This is a genomic window from Microbulbifer bruguierae (genome assembly GCF_029869925.1).
In the GTDB taxonomy this organism is placed as follows: domain Bacteria; phylum Pseudomonadota; class Gammaproteobacteria; order Pseudomonadales; family Cellvibrionaceae; genus Microbulbifer; species Microbulbifer bruguierae.
In genome coordinates, this window is the sequence record NZ_CP118605.1 from 1,319,578 (window position 1) to 1,338,178 (window position 18,601).

General features: G+C 54.9%; 16 protein-coding genes and 1 riboswitch. Of the genes, 1 reads left to right on the forward strand and 15 read right to left on the reverse strand.

Annotated elements, in window-relative coordinates; all coding sequences use genetic code 11:
* Positions 1 to 6 precede the first annotated feature (6 nt).
* From atzF to PVT68_RS05680, 13 genes are all read right to left on the reverse strand, one after another.
* Positions 7 to 1,803 carry an allophanate hydrolase gene (gene atzF / locus PVT68_RS05620; RefSeq protein WP_280321676.1) on the reverse strand — a complete coding sequence of 599 codons (1,797 nt, stop codon included), beginning with the start codon at positions 1,801 to 1,803 and terminating at the stop codon, positions 7 to 9.
* Complete coding sequence (gene uca / locus PVT68_RS05625; RefSeq protein WP_280321677.1) at positions 1,803 to 5,477, reverse strand: urea carboxylase; 3,675 nt, start codon at positions 5,475 to 5,477, stop codon at positions 1,803 to 1,805. The genes atzF and uca overlap by 1 nt, the downstream gene beginning before the upstream one ends.
* A 95-nt stretch (positions 5,478 to 5,572) precedes the next feature.
* Positions 5,573 to 6,214, reverse strand: a complete 642-nt coding sequence (locus PVT68_RS05630; protein ID WP_280321678.1) for an urea amidolyase associated protein UAAP2 — start codon at positions 6,212 to 6,214, stop codon at positions 5,573 to 5,575.
* Between the two features lie 34 nt (positions 6,215 to 6,248).
* A complete protein-coding gene (locus tag PVT68_RS05635; protein ID WP_280321679.1) occupies positions 6,249 to 6,965 on the reverse strand; it encodes an urea amidolyase associated protein UAAP1 in 717 nt (238 codons plus the stop codon).
* Entirely contained in the window at positions 6,958 to 7,815 is an 858-nt protein-coding gene (locus PVT68_RS05640; RefSeq protein ID WP_280321680.1) for an ABC transporter ATP-binding protein, read from the reverse strand. The genes PVT68_RS05635 and PVT68_RS05640 overlap by 8 nt, the downstream gene beginning before the upstream one ends.
* Positions 7,812 to 8,633, reverse strand: a complete 822-nt coding sequence (locus tag PVT68_RS05645; protein WP_280321681.1) for an ABC transporter permease — start codon at positions 8,631 to 8,633, stop codon at positions 7,812 to 7,814. The genes PVT68_RS05640 and PVT68_RS05645 overlap by 4 nt, the downstream gene beginning before the upstream one ends.
* A 60-nt stretch (positions 8,634 to 8,693) precedes the next feature.
* Positions 8,694 to 9,734, reverse strand: coding sequence for a putative urea ABC transporter substrate-binding protein (locus PVT68_RS05650; RefSeq protein ID WP_280321682.1), 1,041 nt, complete (start codon positions 9,732 to 9,734; stop codon positions 8,694 to 8,696).
* A 124-nt stretch (positions 9,735 to 9,858) separates the two neighbouring features.
* Positions 9,859 to 10,003, reverse strand: a riboswitch (guanidine-I (ykkC/yxkD leader).
* 215 nt (positions 10,004 to 10,218) lie between these two features.
* Complete coding sequence (gene xrtE, locus PVT68_RS05655; protein WP_280321683.1) at positions 10,219 to 11,898, reverse strand: exosortase E/protease, VPEID-CTERM system; 1,680 nt, start codon at positions 11,896 to 11,898, stop codon at positions 10,219 to 10,221.
* Positions 11,899 to 11,965: 67 nt separating this feature from the next.
* Positions 11,966 to 12,283: a hypothetical protein gene (locus PVT68_RS05660; RefSeq protein WP_280321684.1), complete on the reverse strand. Its 318-nt coding sequence runs from the start codon at positions 12,281 to 12,283 to the stop codon at positions 11,966 to 11,968.
* A 449-nt stretch (positions 12,284 to 12,732) separates the two neighbouring features.
* A complete protein-coding gene (locus PVT68_RS05665) occupies positions 12,733 to 13,104 on the reverse strand; it encodes an aldo/keto reductase (RefSeq protein ID WP_280321685.1) in 372 nt (123 codons plus the stop codon).
* A 77-nt stretch (positions 13,105 to 13,181) separates the two neighbouring features.
* Positions 13,182 to 13,955 carry an SDR family NAD(P)-dependent oxidoreductase gene (locus PVT68_RS05670; protein ID WP_280321686.1) on the reverse strand — a complete coding sequence of 258 codons (774 nt, stop codon included), beginning with the start codon at positions 13,953 to 13,955 and terminating at the stop codon, positions 13,182 to 13,184.
* The gene (locus tag PVT68_RS05675) at positions 13,952 to 14,143 is read right to left on the reverse strand and encodes a hypothetical protein (protein WP_280321687.1); all 192 of its coding nucleotides are present in this window, start codon (positions 14,141 to 14,143) and stop codon (positions 13,952 to 13,954) included. The genes PVT68_RS05670 and PVT68_RS05675 overlap by 4 nt, the downstream gene beginning before the upstream one ends.
* 111 nt (positions 14,144 to 14,254) lie before the next feature.
* Positions 14,255 to 14,482 (reverse strand): SDR family NAD(P)-dependent oxidoreductase, encoded by a 228-nt coding sequence (locus PVT68_RS05680; protein ID WP_280321689.1) that lies wholly within the window; start codon positions 14,480 to 14,482, stop codon positions 14,255 to 14,257.
* 229 nt (positions 14,483 to 14,711) lie between these two features.
* On the opposite strand from PVT68_RS05680, the gene PVT68_RS05685 reads away from it, so the two are divergent.
* Positions 14,712 to 14,951 carry a LysR substrate-binding domain-containing protein gene (locus tag PVT68_RS05685; protein WP_407666143.1) on the forward strand — a complete coding sequence of 80 codons (240 nt, stop codon included), beginning with the start codon at positions 14,712 to 14,714 and terminating at the stop codon, positions 14,949 to 14,951.
* Positions 14,952 to 15,199: 248 nt separating this feature from the next.
* On the opposite strand, the gene guaA is transcribed toward PVT68_RS05685, so the two are convergent.
* Together guaA and guaB are read right to left on the reverse strand one after the other, a co-directional pair.
* Positions 15,200 to 16,777: a glutamine-hydrolyzing GMP synthase gene (guaA, locus tag PVT68_RS05690; protein ID WP_280321692.1), complete on the reverse strand. Its 1,578-nt coding sequence runs from the start codon at positions 16,775 to 16,777 to the stop codon at positions 15,200 to 15,202.
* Between the two features lie 195 nt (positions 16,778 to 16,972).
* Positions 16,973 to 18,457 (reverse strand): IMP dehydrogenase, encoded by a 1,485-nt coding sequence (gene guaB, locus PVT68_RS05695; RefSeq protein WP_280321693.1) that lies wholly within the window; start codon positions 18,455 to 18,457, stop codon positions 16,973 to 16,975.
* Positions 18,458 to 18,601 lie beyond the last annotated feature (144 nt).

The window sequence follows — 18,601 nt, forward strand, 5'->3', positions numbered from 1 at the left end:
CAAACCTCACCGCGAGGCAAGCCATCGCTTCCAGCCACCAAAGGCAGAAATTTCTTCTGCGCCCTCAAGGCCGTAAGGCTCGCAGATAAAGCCACTGACTTCACCGCCCTGCTCCAGCTGCACCTTGCCGATGCCGAGCGGCGCGGGAATCCCGGCGACAAAGCTGCCAAACTCTTGCGCAGGTACAGACCACACTTCCACTTCAATCGCGGTCCCCGCAGCTTCATCCAGCACCAATCCGGGGCGTAGAGGCGGGCCGCCGGCTAACGCATACATCCGGTATATCGGCGCGGTGCGCGTGGCCGACTTCAGTGTTGCGCCCCGCTCCCGCAATTGCCAGTTGAGCGGTTGACCGTCGAGATGGGCCCCACACACCATCACATCAATATTTTCTCTCGAAGTTGTCACTGTGGCCGCGACAGACTGGTGGTGAACCTGATCACGTCCCTGAGGTAACGGAATAAGCCGCTGGATACGATTGGCCATGGTCAACAGCGCGCGATCGGAAAACGCCTTGCCCACCAGACTGATTCCGAATGGCAGACCGGCGGCAGTAAACGCAGTGGGAACGGCGACAGCGGCAAGATCCAGCAGATTCATGAAGTTGGTGTAATACCCCAGCTGGCTGTTGTACTGCACCGGCTCCGCCAGCATTTCGTCAATGGTGAACAGTCTTCCCGCCGTTGGGGTCAGCAGACAGTCCAGGGTCTCCAACTGGCCCAGGCAGTGTTTTCTCAGCTCTTCCAACCGGTACTGAGCGCGGAACAACGCGGTGGCCGCCGGTGACTCTCCTGCTTCAACAATTTTGCGCACCACAGGATGAACCGCGTCCGGACTTCGCTTGAGTACTGCCTCCATGGCGATATAACGCTCGCTGACCCAGGGCCCTTCGTAGAGCAGGCGCGCGACTTCATCGAAGGGTTCGTAGTCGACTTCGATCAACTGAAATCCATCGTCCTCCAGCTTTTCCAGTGTGTCCAAATAGGCCTGTTGGTAGCTCGCATCACCGAAAAAGCTCAGCTGACGTTCCGGGATCACCCCGACACGCAGAGTTCCGGTGCGTATGCCAAAATGCCGCGCGCTGTTGGCAAACCGGTTGGCCCGACTGAAGCCATCCTGCGGATCTTCCGCCTCGGCAGCAGCAAGTACCTGATTGGCATCGTCGACATTTAGCGCAAACACGCTGACACAATCGAGGCTGCGGCAGGCAGGCACTACGCCTCGGGTGGATAGCAATCCGCGGGTGGGCTTCAGTCCCACCAAATTATTAAAGCAGGCAGGTATCCTTCCAGAGCCCGCGGTGTCAGTCCCGAGACTGAAACTCGCGAGGCCAAGTGCCACCGCCACAGCGGAGCCTGAACTGGAACCTCCACTGATATAGTCGGGGTCGAAGGCATTGCGGCAGGCACCGTGAAACGAGCGGGTGCCGTTCAGGCCCGTGGCAAACTGATCGAGGTTGGTTTTCCCCAATGGAATGGCGCCGGCGGCAATCAACTGTTCCACCACCGGTGCAGAACGCTCAGGCAGATAGGCGTACGCTTCACATCCGGCCGTCGTGGGTACGCCGGCCAGGTCGATATTATCCTTGATGGCGAAGGGGATGCCCCACAGGGGAAGTTCGTCCGGAGAGCGCTGTTCGATTTCCTGTAGATACCCTTCCAGCTCCGCTTCGGAGAGCTGATAAATCCAGATATTGTGCTCCGCCTTTTGCCGGGATTTTTCCAGTATATTTTGGATCAGTACACGCGGGGTCAGTTCGCCGCTGCCGTATGCCTGCTTCAACGCTGCTATATTCATATTCATCAGGCAATCTCCCCATATTCACGTTCAACGTTATCCAACGCGTGTTCACTCATCGACTCACTTAACGATTCACTTAACGATTCACTTAACAACAGCAACACCTGTCCTGCACTGACACGCCCTCCTTCAGCCAGCAATACCCGAGTCACCGTGCCCGCCTCTGGCGCCAACACCGGCATTTCCATTTTCATCGACTCAAGCAACATAAGGAGCTCCCCCTCTTTGACTTGCTGCCCCTCTTTTACCAATACCTTCCACACACTGCCGGATACCGGTGCATCCACCGGGGTCCAGTCTTCCGGCCAGTCCGTCGCAGCCTCCGCAACCTCCGACTCCTCAACGGAAAAATGGAACTGACCCTGTGCGTGCCAATCTTTCAGCTCCTGCTCGAATGCAGCCTGGCGCCGTTGGCGGAAAGTGCCGATCTCGTCTGTGGCATCGTCCAACAGGGCGTTGTACTCGGCCAGGCTGAACTCGGTTTCCTCGATCCGCAGGGGATAATTACCCAGAGGAAAATCCCGGCGAATCTGCTGTAGCTCCTCATGACTCACCTCGTAAAAACGAATCTGGTCGAAGAAGCGCAATAGCCAGGGCTGGCTAAACACCTGGGGCTGCCGATAACGATTCCACATCTGCAGCGTACGTCCGACAAATTGATACCCCCCGGGGCCCTCCATGCCGTATACACAGAGATAGGAACCGCCAATACCTACGGAGTTTTCCGCCGTCCAGGTTCGCGCCGGATTGTATTTGGTGGTTACCAGGCGGTGTGCAGGGTTAACTGGTGTAGCCACCGGCGCGCCCAGGTAAACATCTCCGAGCCCCATCACCAGATAGGAGGCGTCGAACACTATGTGTTTGACGTCGTCGATGGATTCAAGGCCGTTAATACGGCGAATGAATTCGAGATTACTGGGACACCAGGGGGCACCCGCCCGCACCGCGCGATCGTATTTCTCGATCGCCTGGCGGCACGCTTCATCGTCCCAGGACAGAGGTATGTGAACGATGCGCGACGGAACGCGCATTTCTTCCAGCTGCTGGGCCAATTCCGTTTCCGCACGCTCCAGATGGGCCAGCAGCGTCTCCTGATCAACCTGCAAACCATCAAAATGTATCTGTAGGGAACGAATACCTGGAGTCAATTCACGCATGCCTGACAGCGGATTCTGTTGCAGCCAACGCATCAGCGCATGAACGCGGAAACGCAGGCGGATATCCAGGACCTTCTCTCCGTATTCCACCAGCAGAAAATGATCGCCAGCGGCGCGGTACACAATCTCATCGCCAAACCTGCCTGCGCCGAAGGTTTTCAGAATTGGGGTTACCGGTGCTACCGACGCCCAGCTCTGATCAACCACCGTCAGACCCGCGATCTGATCTCGCTGCGCCCGCTCCAGCGCCCGCGCGTCCTGCGGCGATACCGGTACAAACCGCAAGCTGTCTCCGGCTTTCAACTGTCCGAGCTTCCACAGATCCGCCTGAATCACCGTCGCGGGACACACGAAGCCACCAAGGGAAGGGCCGTCCGGGCCGAGAATCACCGGCATATCGCCCGTAAAGTCCACCGTACCAAAGGCGTAGGCGTTGTCGTGAATATTGGAAGGATGCAGGCCAGCCTCGCCGCCATCCTGACGCGCCCAGTCGGGCTTCGGGCCAATCAGGCGCACGCCGGTGCGGCTGGAGTTGTAATGCACTTTCCATTCGCTGGCGAAAAAAGTGTCGATATCCTTATCGGTAAAAAAATCCGGCGCTCCGTGAGGGCCGTAAATCACCCGCAATTCCCACTGGCTGGAGATTTCCGGGCGCAGTGCTTCCGGCACCTCCGTGCCCGTCCCCACCGGGACCTCGCGTTCCCGCAAATGCAGAACGTCGCCAGTACGCAATGCGCGTCCATTGTGGCCGCCAAACTGACCGAGAGTGAATGTGGAGCGGGATCCGAGATAAGCCGGACAATCAAACCCGCCCTGTACAAGCAGGTAAGTACGGGCACCTGCTTCACGAATGCGCCCACATTCCAGTACCTGACCTGCACGCACAGAAATCACCTGCCACAACGGAACCGGTATTTTATCCAGCGCAGGGGCGCAGTCGGCACCGGTAATCACTACCCGGCTATCGCAACTGAATCTGAGCGATGGCCCCTGCAGGGTAATTTCCAGTCCCGATGCATCCTCGTCATTGCCCAGTAATCGGTTGCCGAGGCGGAACGAATAGTTGTCGAACGGACCGGAAGGGGGGACCCCGATATGCCAGTAGCCCGCACGCCCCGGGTAATCCTGCACAGTGGTCTGTGTTCCCGGTTGCAATACGTCCACCCGCGCAGGGTGCCAACTGAAATCGTTCAGATAGCGGGTAGTGACTTCGCCGGCGACCAGTTTTTCGTCCTGCAATAGTGCGCGGAGATACGACAGGTTGGTCTCAGACCCGTAGAGACGTATTTCTCCGAGGACAGCGCGCAGCTTCTCCAGTGCCGCCGCCCTGCTCGCTGCCAGCACGATCACCTTGGCCAGCATGGGATCAAAATAGGGAGATACTTCGATACCCGCCTCTATCCAGTGGTCGATACGAACACCTTCGTACTGAGGGAATTGCACTTCCGTCAGCAAGTCGGCACAGGGCTGGAAATCCCGATAGGGATCTTCTGCGTAAATACGCACCTGAATACTGTGGCCCGAGGACTGCAATTTTGCACGTCGCTGAAACAGGTCTGCCACCTCGCCCGCGGCCAGACGCAGCATCCACTCCACCAGATCAATTCCATAGACTTCCTCGGTCACCCCGTGTTCTACCTGAAGGCGGGTGTTCACTTCGAGGAAATAAAACTGGCCGGTATCCGCGTCGTAAATGAACTCCACCGTGCCCGCATTGCGATACTTAATGCTGGCAACCAGCTTTTCCGCCGTGGCATACAGCTCGCGGCGGACTTCGTCGGTCAACCCCGGCGCAGGGCATTCTTCCACTACTTTCTGATTGCGACGCTGAGACGAGCAGTCGCGTTCGCCAATAGCCAGCGCCCCACCGCAGCCGTCACCGAATACCTGTACCTCGATATGGCGTGCGCGATCGATAAATTTTTCGATGAATACACCATCATCGGAAAAATTGTTCGCGCCCAGGCGCTTCACGGATTCGAAGGCATCGGTCAGGTCTGACTCCATCCGACACACCTGCATACCGATACCGCCGCCGCCAGCGGTACTCTTCAGCATCACCGGGTAACCGGTAAACCCAGCCTGCCGCTTGGCTGCGTCCAGGCTTTCCAGCAGATCACTGCCTTCCAGCAGTGGCACACCGGCTCGTCGGGCCAGATCCCGCGCGCGGTGTTTCAATCCAAAGATCTCGATTTGCTCAGCCGTCGGCCCCACAAAGACAATGCCTTCACGTTCACAACGTCGCACAAACGTGGCATTTTCACTGAGAAAACCATAACCGGGATGAATGGCCGTAGCGCCGGACTCCCGCGCAATGGCAAACAGTTTATCTATATTGAGATAGGTATCCGATGCTGCGCCACTACCCAATGGCCAGGCTTCATCGGCCGCGCGCACGTGCAGGCTCTCCGCATCCGATTCTGCGTAAACCGCCACCGAACCGATACCCATTTTTTTCAGGGTGCGAATGATACGCACGGCAATAGCGCCGCGATTGGCAATCAGAACTTTGCTAAACATTTTGCGTCCTGCCCGGGCCGTCCCGGTGTGAAGTGCGACAGTGGCCGTCCACTGAAGTTTTTGAAAATTTCGCTAGGAAGACGACAGCTCAAGCACTATTGGTCCCAGATCAGTACTGCGACCGGGGTAGGATTGTAACCATTACAGGGGTTGTTCAATTGCGGGCAATTGGAAATCAGCACGATCACGTCCATACATGCACGCATCTCCACATATTTTCCCGGTGCGGAAATGCCATCCGCAAACGTCAGTCCACCGGCTTCCGTCACCGGTACATTCATGAAGAAATTGATATTGTGGGAGATATCTCGCTTGTCGAGTCCGTATTCCGGGTGCTCGGCAATGGCCAGCATCCAGCTATCCCGACAGGCGTGCATACAGCGTTTTTCCAGTGCGTAACGCACGGTATTACTTTCGGTCGCGCAGGCGCCACCTAGAGTATCGTGACGTCCGCAGGTATCGGCAATGATCTCCAGCATGGGATTATTTTCATTGGAGCGCAGCACACTGCCCGCAGTGAGGTATACATTACCCTGCTCGCGAATTGTATCCATCGCAGAGTATCGTTCACCGGGGTCTTCAGCGTTGAAAAACAGGGTGTCCGCGGCCTGGTTACCTTCCAGGTCTAGAATACGAATAACCTGGCCTTTTTTTAATGTGTGTAGGAAGTAGTCGCCGGCAGCGACCATTTCCCGGAAATCCACTGCCTTATCGTCGTATTGGGATTCGGTAATCATGAATTGCTTCTCTCTTGTTCTGCTAACCGGAAGCTCAGGTGCCGAGATGATAGAGCGCGTTGTTTTGGAAACCCCGCTGGTTTTCTTCGCACCAGTTGCGGCAAACGTCATCTGATGCTATCGGTGCAGCGAGACCGAGCTCCACCTGTATTGGCAGTGCTGGATAGCTGTCAGCCTGACTCAGGGGATGTGGGCAGGAATGGAGAATGACCAGAGTGTCCATCTCAAACCGCAACACCACCCGATCGCCGGCACGGGCGGTGGTGTCATCCAGATAAAGATTGCCCTCCTTATCCGTGGCGACCTTGCTGAACCAGTTGACGTTTGCCGCCAGATCCTGGCGATTGAGACCGTACTTTTCCATCTCCACCAGGAACGCGTCGTGACCATTCTGGAACCACCCATTGCGATGGTGCTGATAGTCGCGTGCTCCCCATTTTTCGGCAATGTGTGAATAGCGGGTGTTACCACATACTGTGTCGTGCCAACCATGGTCATCTTCGATGATCGAAGCGAATATCCTCCCCATGTCGGAGTAGAGACAATTGCCCCGGGACAGGCGAAAGGTGTGCTGACATTTCAGTGTATCCGGTGCGTTATAGCGCTCAAGCAGGTTTTCAGGATTGTAAAACAGCATACCTGCATTGCCCCCTCCGTGCAGATCCGTCAGGCGCAGCTGGGTGCCTCGACGCATGCGGAACGACCAGTGCCCCCCCCCGGGAATTTCGGTGCTGTACTGGTATTCATTCATTGATCAGTTCCTGCTTTTTGCTTTTGGTGCCGGGCTTTTTCAGATCACTGATTTCGGTTGGAAACATATCCACTGCATCCAGACGGATCGCCTCTTCGGCGATATCACTCTCGATTTTCCGGTAAAGATCGCCATCGGTTTTCCCTACAGGCAAATCGTAGGTAATGGATGCTCCGTAGCGCCCCGGTGCGTGTGGATCCTGACGAACTTTGTCAAACACCCACAAGCGAGTACCGAGATAAAATCCCTCCTGCAGGTCGTGAGTGACCATAAATACGGTTAGGGCGTTTTCCCGCCAAAGTTGCAATACGAGTTTGTGCACATCCGCGCGTATACCGGGATCGAGGGCACCGAAGGGCTCATCCAGCAATAGAATACGCGGGCGATTGATGAGTGCCTGGGCGATGGCGAGACGCTGCTTCATACCGCCCGAAAGCATATGCGGATATTTATCCAGAGTGTGCTGTAATCCCACGCGCTCCAGTAGCTCAAGCGCTTTTTTACGCGCATCTCTTTTTGCCGCACCAAAAAGTAACCCGGTGATTCCCGGACGGGACATGGCGCAGGCAGCGATCACATTGTCGAGCACAGACATATGGGGAAAAACCGAGTACTGCTGAAATACGATACCGCGGTCCGGGCCCGGCTCGTCAGGAATAGTCTTACCGTCCAGCAACAACTGCCCGCGAGTGGGTTTTTCCGTACCCAGTAGCATTTTCAGAAAGGTACTTTTACCACAACCGGAACTGCCCACCATGGTGACGAACTCACCCTCTGAAACAGTGTTGTTCAGTCCTTCCAGCACCTGGGTATCGCCGTAACTCTTCCAGACGTTGTTCAATTCAATCACGCCGCACCTCCCGGCAAGTACCAGGGAAACAGTTTTTTATTCATCACGCGCAGGGCATAGTCCAATAGAAATGCCAACAACGTTATCCAGGCTACATAAGGCAGAATCACGTCCATTGACAGATAACGGCGAACCAGAAAGATGCGATAGCCAAGGCCATCGGTCGAAGCGATGGCTTCGGACGAGATCAGAAATAACCAGGCCGCACCCAGTGCGAGGCGCACGGATTCTGTCAGCCGCGGTAATAATTGCGGCAGAATTACCCGGGATAGAATCTGAGTACTATTGGCACCGAGTGTCTGGGCTTTGACCAGCTGCTCGAAGGGGATTTCTCCCGTACGTTGCAGCATGTCGCGGGCAATAAACGGGGTAATACCGATAGCGATCAACGCCACCTTGGAAATCTCCCCCAACCCGAAAACGATAAACAGGATTGGCAACAAGGCCAGAGGTGGTACTAGTGAAATCACCGTCAGTAGAGGCGATACCGAAGCGCCAACCAGGGGAATGGCGCCGGTGAACATTCCCAGTAGCAAACCAATGGTCGCCGCGATCAGTACCCCAAGACCCAGGCGCTTCAGGCTGCTCACCGTATCCTGCCAGAAAATGATCTTGCCGGTGCGTTTACTGGGCTCTGCCGCCATTCGATGTACCGCATCACCCATTTGGGAAAACGAAGGTAGCAGCTTGTCTTTTTCGTTTTCTGCCAACCTCGCCTGTGAGCCCGCCATATAAATCATCAGGATCAACAAAAACGGCAGCAGACCCAGAAACAGCGCGCCGCTTTTGCCAGGCTTCAGATTTATCAGGCGTTTCATCGGGCTTCTCTCATCATCACGTTATCTTCCAGATTGTCGCAACGCTACTGCCAAAACACATCAAAGCTTGTCATCGGCCGCCAACTGCATATAGGTGGGATCGAAACGAAATTTGATATTGGTTTCGTCACCGTAAGTGCCTGCAGGCATTTCGATACCGACAAACTCGGCACTGGGTACACCGTTGCCCAGAAGGCCGTGATCGAAGGAGAACTCTGCAACACTTTTCATCGACGCAAGCAACTTCTCACTGTTAGTGAGTGTCAGTGCTTGTGCAGGGGTGTAGAACATTTCAGTACTGGCCAACTGCGCTTCATAGCCGGCCAGATCGGTGCCCGAGGCGGTGGCCATATGCGTTTTTGCTGCAGAGGAGGCGTCTTGCTCACCGGACATCAATTCCATGATTTCATACCAGGCGCCTACTAAGGCCTTGCCCAGTGCCGGTGTGGATTTCAGGGTTTCGGTGTTCACCACCAGCAGGTCGATAATTTCGCCGGGAATTTTTGAAGAATCGAACACCGTCTGACTTTCGGGCATGGCCTCAATCTCGCCGAGCAACGGATTCCAGGTAGCAACCGCAGTGACGCCATCGGTACCGTAGGCGGCGACCATGTCTGCGTCTGAAGTATTCACGACGGTGATATCTGCTTCACTCAGACCGACGGACTCCAGCCCACGCGCCAACAGGTAGTGGGAAACACTGAGCTCCACCAGATTGACACTCTGTCCTTTTATTTCCGCGAGATCCTTGCCGCCTTTCAATACGATGCCATCATTGCCGTTGGAGAAATCTCCGACAATCAGTGCGGTACTGTCGACACCACCAGCGGCGGGAATCGTCAGCGCATCCATATTGGTCATGGTGCAGGCATCGAACTCACCCATGGTGTATTGATTTACAGACTCGATATAGTCGTTTATCTGTACGACTTCGATATCAATCCCGTATTTATCGCCCCATTTTTTGACAATGCCCTGTTCGGCACCATAGGACCACGGCATCCAGCCAACATAGATAGACCAACAGACCTTGAAGCTTTCTTTCGCGCAGGCTGCAGAAGAGAGTGTGAGGGTAAAAAGTAGAATGGCGAGACGCTGCATCGCAGACCTCCAGTGTTTTCCGGTTTATATTCCAGGTTCACAGCAGTCGCAGCATTTCAGCTTCAATGGCGCTTGCTATTTGGGTTACGCAGAGAGCTCTTGGCAACGCTAACGCGCCAAACAGGTCTCCCGGGCTTTTATCCCGCCGTGTAACCCCTCTGGAAATCGGACTGGAGATTCCAATCGATCAGCCAAACAGGTCGGATGCTCTCGGACCAGACATCAAGGAAAGCAACGTTTCATTGACCGGAACCCTAGCGTCCTATTGAACAGATTGTCTCAATGGCACTAATGCCAAGAGTCTTGCACTCTAAATACATTCAACATGTATGCCAAGCGCTAAAAACCACCAAGGCAGGCGATAAGCGGCCATTCTGGTCTAAAAGAACAGGAGGAGAGACGCTACTGCGCACCAAAAAAGAACAAACAGGCACCCTTCTCGTGCGCAACCACCAAGTCCCGAGTAACCGCACCCGTGTTGCCCCTAAATCATGCTCCACTGACCACTGTAAGCCGCGAATAAAAATACAACGAGATTCGTCACAGCATGCGCTGTAATAGCATCGCCGATATGTTGAGAACGCAAACGCACAAATGCATAGACAAGCCCGGCAACCGTGCCTGCTACCCAGGCATCATGCATCGCACCAAAGGTAAGTGAAGATACCAGTACCGCCACTCCCGACAGAGCCAATCTCCCGCGGGTATAGCTGGACGAGCGGCTGAGCTTGCACAACAAGTAACCCCGAAAGGCCAGTTCCTCTGCAATTGGTACAGCGATTACCGCCCCTAAAAAACGAAACAACAACCACAAACCAGACCAAAGCACGGGTGCGTCCAGCAGGTTTTCAGTAAATATCCGATCGGTTTGTGGTGCGGAGTTAAACAACATCACTATCCAGATCAGGGCAACGCCAATGCCACAACCAAATGCGAGCAGATTCGGGCGATATGGTACCAGGCGCAGTGTTGGGAAAACCCAGATGAGAGCAAGCAGTACCGCAATCACTCGCAATGGATACAGCCAAACGAATTCGGACGATATTGCTGATGTCACCAATACCGTTCCAAGTAACACGATCAAAGGCATGAGTGTCGCAACAGCCTGCTCGCTGTTATCAGGAGACCTGGATACCGGTGAACCGAGCTGCACCATTCCCGAGTTGCCCGCATTTGGCTTCGCCACAAAACTCCATCGACCAGCAAACCACAAGAGCGCCAATGAGGTCACGATAAATGCAATCCACCCGGCCTGAGAGTGAAAGCCACCTATGGCGACATCCGCAGACCAGTGATAGCCCAAGGCAACCAACGCGGTAATCCGCACCACATTCAACAACCATATAATCGAAATCCCCAGGGGAAACAGGATGAAAGCGCGGGGAAAGCGAAACTCTTTAAAGTTGATATACATGTACAGTGAAAGAAACGCCGTAATCAATCCAATACCTTCATAACCAGAACAGGCTGGCGCCACACTGACAATAAAGTCGCCCAGACCAAGTATTTTCTGACCAGGTTCCACCACTACCAGCTCGGGATTAAATAGGGTCAGCAGATTTGAGCTCAGGAGGAACGTCAAGGTACTCAGCGGCGTCCAGAGGCGGTTCGCCCAGGCAGTAAAAAGCCAGACTATTACCGAGATTAGCGCTGCGGCAAGCACGCGCTTGCGATAACGCGCCAGGATTTCCAGCCAAAACCGTATAGGTGCCGACATAAGAGTCCAACACAACAGGCACGCCGAAAGTTCAACGCACCAAAGCAGAAATTCAGATAAGGCTGCTTGATTTCCATCACTGGCGTCATCAAAAATCACGGCAGAACTCTGCAGGAAAAACCAGTAACTTAATATTTGTGGCAGAAAATATATACCAGCGCGTTTGACATTGGCTTCAAACTGAATAATTTTCCACAACGTGCGCAATTCCCGCTGCAGTAATACACACAGAATCACAAGAAACAGCACAGCAATTTTGGCAACCTGCCCCATATAGCCAAAGGATATACGCCACCCCTGAGCGGCACCGTCCATCACCAGGGTGTAAGCATCAAAGCGCTGGCTGATATAGAGTAGCTGGAGCACCAGCAGCAACGCTATCCCCGCCTGCAATACAGCCCTAGGATGTATTGGTAAATAAAGACGTTCCCTGGCGAAATTATCCAAATCACTATTCCATTCAAAAAAAAACCCCGGTGCGAAAACCGGGGCTCTTACATCATTCAACTAAAAATCAACATTTTTTTGACGCACGTCTTTCACGACGAACAGCAACCAACCCCGCGAGTAATGCGAACGCAATACCTGCCCCGGCAACATCAATTTCCGGAGCAGCATGCATTTTTTTGTCTCCGTCATACTTACCACTCGGGGAAGATCCGTGGCGGCTAGCAGACTTAGCACCACCATTGTGCTTATTGCCATCATGTTGCTTATAGCTATCATGACTGCCAACAATATCACGGTGCTTGCCACCGTTCCCACCGTCAGCTAACGCTAAAGGTGAAGAAAGCATCAACACCGCCAAACTGGCATATACATACTTTTTCATTGATTTGGTCCAAGTAAATACCGCTGCTTCTCAGCGAGCATCCATTCAAATTCTGATCCACAATACGAATCAGTGTCCATTTTCAGCATCCTGCGTGCTACTCAAACATTCTTTATATTTATCAACATCTATGAAAGGGAATAAGTCCCGCTCAAATAGATCGCTCTACAATTAACTGCAAAGTTTAAAGGGGCGCCTGTAACCATGGCGGTCGTACGGCCTTTAAATCAGGCCCCCAAAATGAGAGGTCAGACATTCGCCCAGGCCATAAACGTGACACACCCCCAAAAAAGATGTGACCCAGTTAATACCGCTGAGCGTATCGGCAGATTAAATGCCATTTTTGTCCAAGTCCAGTAGCTATGATCCCGGGTAATTATTCAACAGCAAAAATAGGCGTCGAATTCTACTTTGATCGCACGCGCCCTGCCGAAATTTTTCCCGAAAACTCAGATTAACGCGGGCTGGGGAATCAAAGGAGGAAATTCCCGCCGAAGCAAGAAGGGACGGATTACTCTGGCTCCAGACTCACGAGTGGCCAGGTGAAGTAACAAAAGGTCCACGTGGTCAACATCAAGTTTCTTCAGACTCTCCTCAACAGACGGCAGGAAGTCATCCTTGCCAAATTCTGTCGTCCAATCCTTGGCCATATGTGATATCTCATCCCGCGGGATACCGGATACCTTGATAGCCGCACCAGCCGCGGCTTCGTTACCATAAATTTGAGCGGTATCGATGTGGCGAAAACCGAGTTTCAGCGCTTCCGGTAGTACCTCAGCAACTTCCTTGTCAGATAAAAGGTAAGTACCAATCCCGAGCACCGGGATCTTCCCTTCGCTTTGATGTTGTGCCTACCTACTCCTGTTTCCCGTTCGCTAACGTTTTGGAATCTCGCGGCTTAGCCATTTGCGCATGGCGTTTTTGCCTTCTCTTCTTCCGCCAGAATTTTGTGCTCGCGACCAGCGGCCTGCGTAGCTTCGTCCCCGCCGACAAGACTGGTTACGCCCGCTTGCAGGGCTTCATACCCTTGCAGTGCGACTTGTGCAGGATCATTCTTCCAGCTGTTGTCGCCAAAGCTTGTGTTCCCCATTCCGGCGCGGGCGTGAAACTCTGTCGCCGTAGCCCCGGGGTGCAAGAGCGTGAACTGAACACCAGTTCCGCGCAGCTCTTCGCGCAATCCGTGCCCAAAAGAAGTCATAAAGGCTTTGCTGGGACCGTACACCGACTCGTAGGGGATAGGCGTGGTTGCAGAGAGCGAACTCACGAAGAGAACTTTTCCACCGCCATTTTCCACCATTCCGGGAAGCAGGGCGTGGCAGAGCCGCACGGTAGAACCAATATTGAGATCCAGCAGTTGCAGGTGCCGCTGCAACTCAATATCAAGAAAAGCACCACCGATGGCGATACCCGCGTTCAGCACCAGCACATCCAATGGTCGCCCCGTGTGTTTCACGGCCGCCACAACAACGTCGACGCCTTCTTTGGTAGAGAGGTCCGACTGAACGGGCGTTACCACAACCCCTTCCTGCTCCAGTTCTGCTGCCGCGGCATGAACACGATCACTGGCACCGGTAATAATCAGATCATAATGATCCCGCGCCATCAGGCGAGCCAGTTCCAGCCCAATTCCGGCTGAGCCTCCGGTGATAAGTGCGAGCGGGCGATTGATCATATTGTCATCCATTTTTTAAACCTCTCGGCATAGTCAGGGTGCCAGCGCGACAGCGCCGGGCGGTTCTGGATCATGTCATCAGCGGCCCACAAAATGCGCCTGGCGTCCATCGCCGGTGTCACTTCGTTGTCTGGGCACAGAATGTAGAAGTCCTCCTCGATTAACCTGGGAATGAAATAGTCGACCACCTGCTCCGCACTCCAGGGTGCCTCGGGCTTGAGCTGGGTAGCACTGTCGATAATGGCGGCGTTGTTGATCAGTAACTGTACCGAGCCGAAGCGGTCAATGGTTGTGTCACGCTAGCGCGTGAGGTCTGCGTAATTTGCGACATCCCCAGTGACGCACACCAACTCGGTTTCCAGCGTCTGGACCATCGCGCGCAGAGCGCGTTCATCTCGGTCGAACAACGCCAGACGCATTCCTCGCCTGGCGAGTGATTGGGCAAGTGCGGAACCTATCCCCTTTGCGGCGCCGGTAATCACCGCGACCTTGCCAAGCCCAAGTATTTCAGTCATTCGTTCAGTCATACCTATTCCCTCAGCTTTCCGGAACAAATCCGTGAGAGGCAACAGTGGCAATGCACCTGAAATTCATGGCAAACCACCAGGGTTCAAAACGGCTCGCGAGAGGTTTCCCCTTTACAGCACAAATCGGCTTTTGGGTTGAACAAATAGTAACAGTCAGACCCCCGCGGGGAGGGACCTACTTACAGAACTTCAGGCGGGCTTTGCGCTGATCGAAAATGGTCTGGAGGCTCTGAATAACTATCGAGATCGCCCGGCCGGCCAATTGCGGATCAATGTGCTCAGTGATGCAGCACGGCTGGTCGTCGCGCCGATTCTTGCGCAATACACGGCAACCTATCCGGAAGTCAGGCTGGAGTTGTCCGTCGACGACAGAATAATCGACGTCGTCAAAGAGGGGTTTGACGCGGGAATCCGCTATGGCTGTACCGTCCCGGAAGACATGATCGCTCTGCCCTTGGGACCGGAATGAGGCGCTGCGGGCCCCAGTACGCATGATGCAGCAGCGTGACCGATAAGCGCGCCCCGCACAGAACCAAAACCAGGGAATTAGCACATAGCGACAGGCAATTTACGGTGGATTGTCGATGCACTGAGATTGGGCTAAGTAATCCAGCGATTTCCGTTATGTATTGGCGATGTAAAACAAAAAGCCCGGCGTGATCGCCGGGCTTTTTGTTTTTAGTAGCTGCTATTGCCAGACGCGGCCGGTAATAGCGCTCACTCCCACTCAATCGTGGCAGGCGGCTTGCTAGAGACGTCGTAGGTCACCCGCGAGATATTTTCGATCTCGTTGATGATGCGGTTGGACACTTTCTCGATCAGCTCGTAAGGCAGGTGCGCCCAGCGTGCGGTCATAAAGTCCACGGTTTCTACCGCGCGCAGCGCCACCACGTACTCGTAGCGGCGGCCGTCGCCCACTACGCCCACGGATTTGACTGGCAGGAACACCACAAACGCCTGGCTGGTTTTGTGGTACCAGTCCGCCTTGTGCAGCTCTTCGATAAAGATCGCATCCGCTTCGCGCAGGATATCCGCGTACTCTTTTTTCACTTCGCCGAGAATACGCACACCGAGACCCGGGCCCGGGAAGGGGTGGCGGTAGACCATGTCGTAAGGCAAGCCCAGTTCGAGACCGATCTTGCGCACTTCGTCCTTGAACAGTTCGCGCAGCGGTTCCACCAGCTCAAACGCCATGTCTTCCGGCAGGCCACCCACGTTGTGGTGGGACTTGATTACGTGCGCCTTGCCGGTTTTGGCGGCGGCGGACTCGATCACATCCGGGTAGATGGTGCCCTGGGCCAGGAACTTCACATCCTGCAACTGTGTGGCTTCCTTGTCGAAAATTTCGATAAAGGTGTTGCCGATAATTTTGCGTTTGGCTTCCGGCTCGTCCACACCGGTGAGGCGGGACAGGAAGGCCTCTTCCGCATCACTGCGGATCACGCGCACCCCCATGTTATCGGCGAACATCTGCATGACCTGATCGCCTTCGTTTTTACGCAGCAGGCCGTTGTCCACGAAAACGCAGGTCAGCTGGTCGCCGATCGCCTTGTGCAGCAGTGCCGCCACCACGGAACTGTCGACACCCCCGGAAAGGCCCAGCAGCACTTTCGAGCTGCCGACTTGCGCGCGCACCTTGGCAATGGAGTCTTCGATGATGTTTTCCGGAGTCCACAGTTTTTCGCAGCCGCACAGCTCGATAACGAAGTGTTCGTAAATGCGGGTGCCCTGCAATGTGTGGGTCACTTCCGGGTGGAACTGCACTCCGAAGAAATTCTTTTCTGCGTGGTACATGCCGGCGATCGGGCAGGACGGTGTGGAGGCCATCAGCTCGAAGCCTTGCGGCATTTTCACCACTTTATCGCCGTGGCTCATCCATACGTCCAGCAATGCATTGCCGGCATCGTCCAGGTGATCCTTGATGTCGTGCAGCAGCGCAGAATCACCTTCGACTTTTACCTGTGCGTAACCGAATTCGCGCACGTTGCTGCCTTCCACCGCACCGCCCAGCTGGTGCGCCATGGTCTGCATGCCGTAACAGATACCCAGTACCGGCACACCCAGATCAAATACGGCTTGCGGTGCGCGGGGGGAACCCTCTTCCGGCACGGATTCCGGCCCGCCGGCGAGAATGATGCCCTTGGGGTTGTACTCGCGAATTTCCTCGTCGCTCATGTCGAAGGCGCGAATTTCGGAGAACACACCGAGTTCCCGTACGCGGCGGGCGATCAATTGGGTGTACTGGGAACCGAAGTCCAGAATCAGGATTCGGCTGGAATGAATATCTTGGCTCATGGCTTACTCGATCAGTTTTGCCTGAAAAGACAAACGGACCCACCGGGTCCGTTTGTTATTAAATTCGACCCCGGGAAGTACTCTCGACGTTGAGAGCCTCCCCGGGAGCGCGGGGCCCCAGCTCCGCAAGGCAGGCGCGAAGCCCGCCCTAAAAATCATGGCTATTGTGCGGAGCTGGGGCTCCGCACCTCGGGATTAGCGGCCACCGACCGGATAGTTCGGAGCTTCCTTGGTGATCTGCACGTCGTGAACGTGAGACTCGCCCATTCCCGCCGCGGTTACCCGCACGAATTGCGGTTTGGTACGCATGATTTCCATGGTCACACTGCCGGTATAACCCATGGCAGAACGCAGTCCACCCATCATCTGGTGAACGATAGCGGAAATCGGACCTTTGTAAGGTACGCGCCCTTCGATGCCTTCCGGCACCAGTTTTTCCGCGCCCTGGCTGGCATCCTGGAAATAGCGATCGGAAGAACCCTGGGTGCGCGACATGGCGCCCAGCGAACCCATGCCGCGATAGGATTTGTAGGTACGTCCCTGATACAGCTCCACTTCACCCGGCGCCTCTTCGGTACCGGCGAACATGGAACCCATCATTACCGCATAGGCACCTGCAGCGATGGCTTTGGAAATATCGCCGGAGAACCGGATACCACCGTCGGCAATCAACGGAACACCGGTACCTTCCAGGGCTTTGGCCACTTCGGCAATGGCACTTACCTGAGGAACGCCGATACCGGTCACGATGCGGGTGGTACAAATGGAACCGGGGCCGATTCCCACTTTCACCGCGTCGGCGCCGGCTTCCGCCAGGGCAGTAGCCGCTTCTCCGGTGGCAATATTGCCGCCGATCACATCGACCTGCGGATGCATTTCTTTGATACGGCGGACGCGATCGATCACATTCTTACTGTGGCCGTGAGCGGTATCTACCACCAGTACATCGACACCGGCTTCGACCAGTGCTGCTACGCGGTCGTCAGTATCCGGGCTGGTACCTACGGAGGCACCCACGCGCAGACGACCATCGCTGTCTTTACAGGAGTTGGGGTACTGCTCAGCCTTGTTGTAGTCCTTGACCGTGATCAGGCCTTTCAGCTCGAACTTGTCGTTTACTACCAGTACTTTTTCGATGCGGTGCTTGTGCAGCAGCTCGCGTACTTCTTCTGGAGCAGCGCCTTCTTCACAGGTTACCAGACGCTCTTTTGGCGTCATGATACTGGCGACAGAAACGTCCAAGTTGGTCTGGAAGCGCACGTCGCGGCTGGTGACAATACCGACCAGGTCGCCTTTTTCCATCACCGGTACACCGGAAATGTTGTGGTGACCGGTAAGTGCAATCAGCTCACGCACGGTAGCGTCAGATTCGATGGTAATCGGGTCTTTTACGACACCGGCTTCGAATTTTTTCACCGCACGCACCGCCAGAGCCTGCTCTTCAATAGACATGCTCTTGTGGATAATGCCGATACCGCCTTCCTGAGCCAATGCAATGGCCAGGCGCGACTCGGTCACGGTATCCATCGCGGCGGACACCAGCGGAATATTCAGGGTTATATTACGAGACAGTTTTGTCTTCAGGGAAACGTCTTTGGCGGTAACCTCGGAGTAACCGGGCACCAGCAGGACGTCGTCAAAAGTGAGGGCTTCGCGCGCAATGCGCAGAGATTCAGACATGGACACTCAAACCTCAAGGGAGCGGGAATGGGTATCGGCGCGATTATAGCCGCAACATCCGCAGAAACAAAAGACTATTTCGCAGCCGACGGGTGTGGACCGGCAAATCCCTTTACCTGTGCCGCCTTCCCTGCAATATTGGCC

Coding starts and splice junctions, on each gene's coding strand:
- atzF (WP_280321676.1), bottom strand. CDS start 1,803: ATGAATATGAATATAGCAGCGTTGAAGCAGGCATACGGCAGCGGCGAA.
- uca (WP_280321677.1), bottom strand. CDS start 5,477: ATGTTTAGCAAAGTTCTGATTGCCAATCGCGGCGCTATTGCCGTGCGT.
- PVT68_RS05630 (WP_280321678.1), bottom strand. CDS start 6,214: ATGATTACCGAATCCCAATACGACGATAAGGCAGTGGATTTCCGGGAA.
- PVT68_RS05635 (WP_280321679.1), bottom strand. CDS start 6,965: ATGAATGAATACCAGTACAGCACCGAAATTCCCGGGGGGGGGCACTGG.
- PVT68_RS05645 (WP_280321681.1), bottom strand. CDS start 8,633: ATGAAACGCCTGATAAATCTGAAGCCTGGCAAAAGCGGCGCGCTGTTT.
- PVT68_RS05650 (WP_280321682.1), bottom strand. CDS start 9,734: ATGCAGCGTCTCGCCATTCTACTTTTTACCCTCACACTCTCTTCTGCA.
- PVT68_RS05660 (WP_280321684.1), bottom strand. CDS start 12,283: ATGAAAAAGTATGTATATGCCAGTTTGGCGGTGTTGATGCTTTCTTCA.
- PVT68_RS05670 (WP_280321686.1), bottom strand. CDS start 13,955: ATGATCAATCGCCCGCTCGCACTTATCACCGGAGGCTCAGCCGGAATT.
- PVT68_RS05680 (WP_280321689.1), bottom strand. CDS start 14,482: ATGACTGAACGAATGACTGAAATACTTGGGCTTGGCAAGGTCGCGGTG.
- guaA (WP_280321692.1), bottom strand. CDS start 16,777: ATGAGCCAAGATATTCATTCCAGCCGAATCCTGATTCTGGACTTCGGT.
- guaB (WP_280321693.1), bottom strand. CDS start 18,457: ATGTCTGAATCTCTGCGCATTGCGCGCGAAGCCCTCACTTTTGACGAC.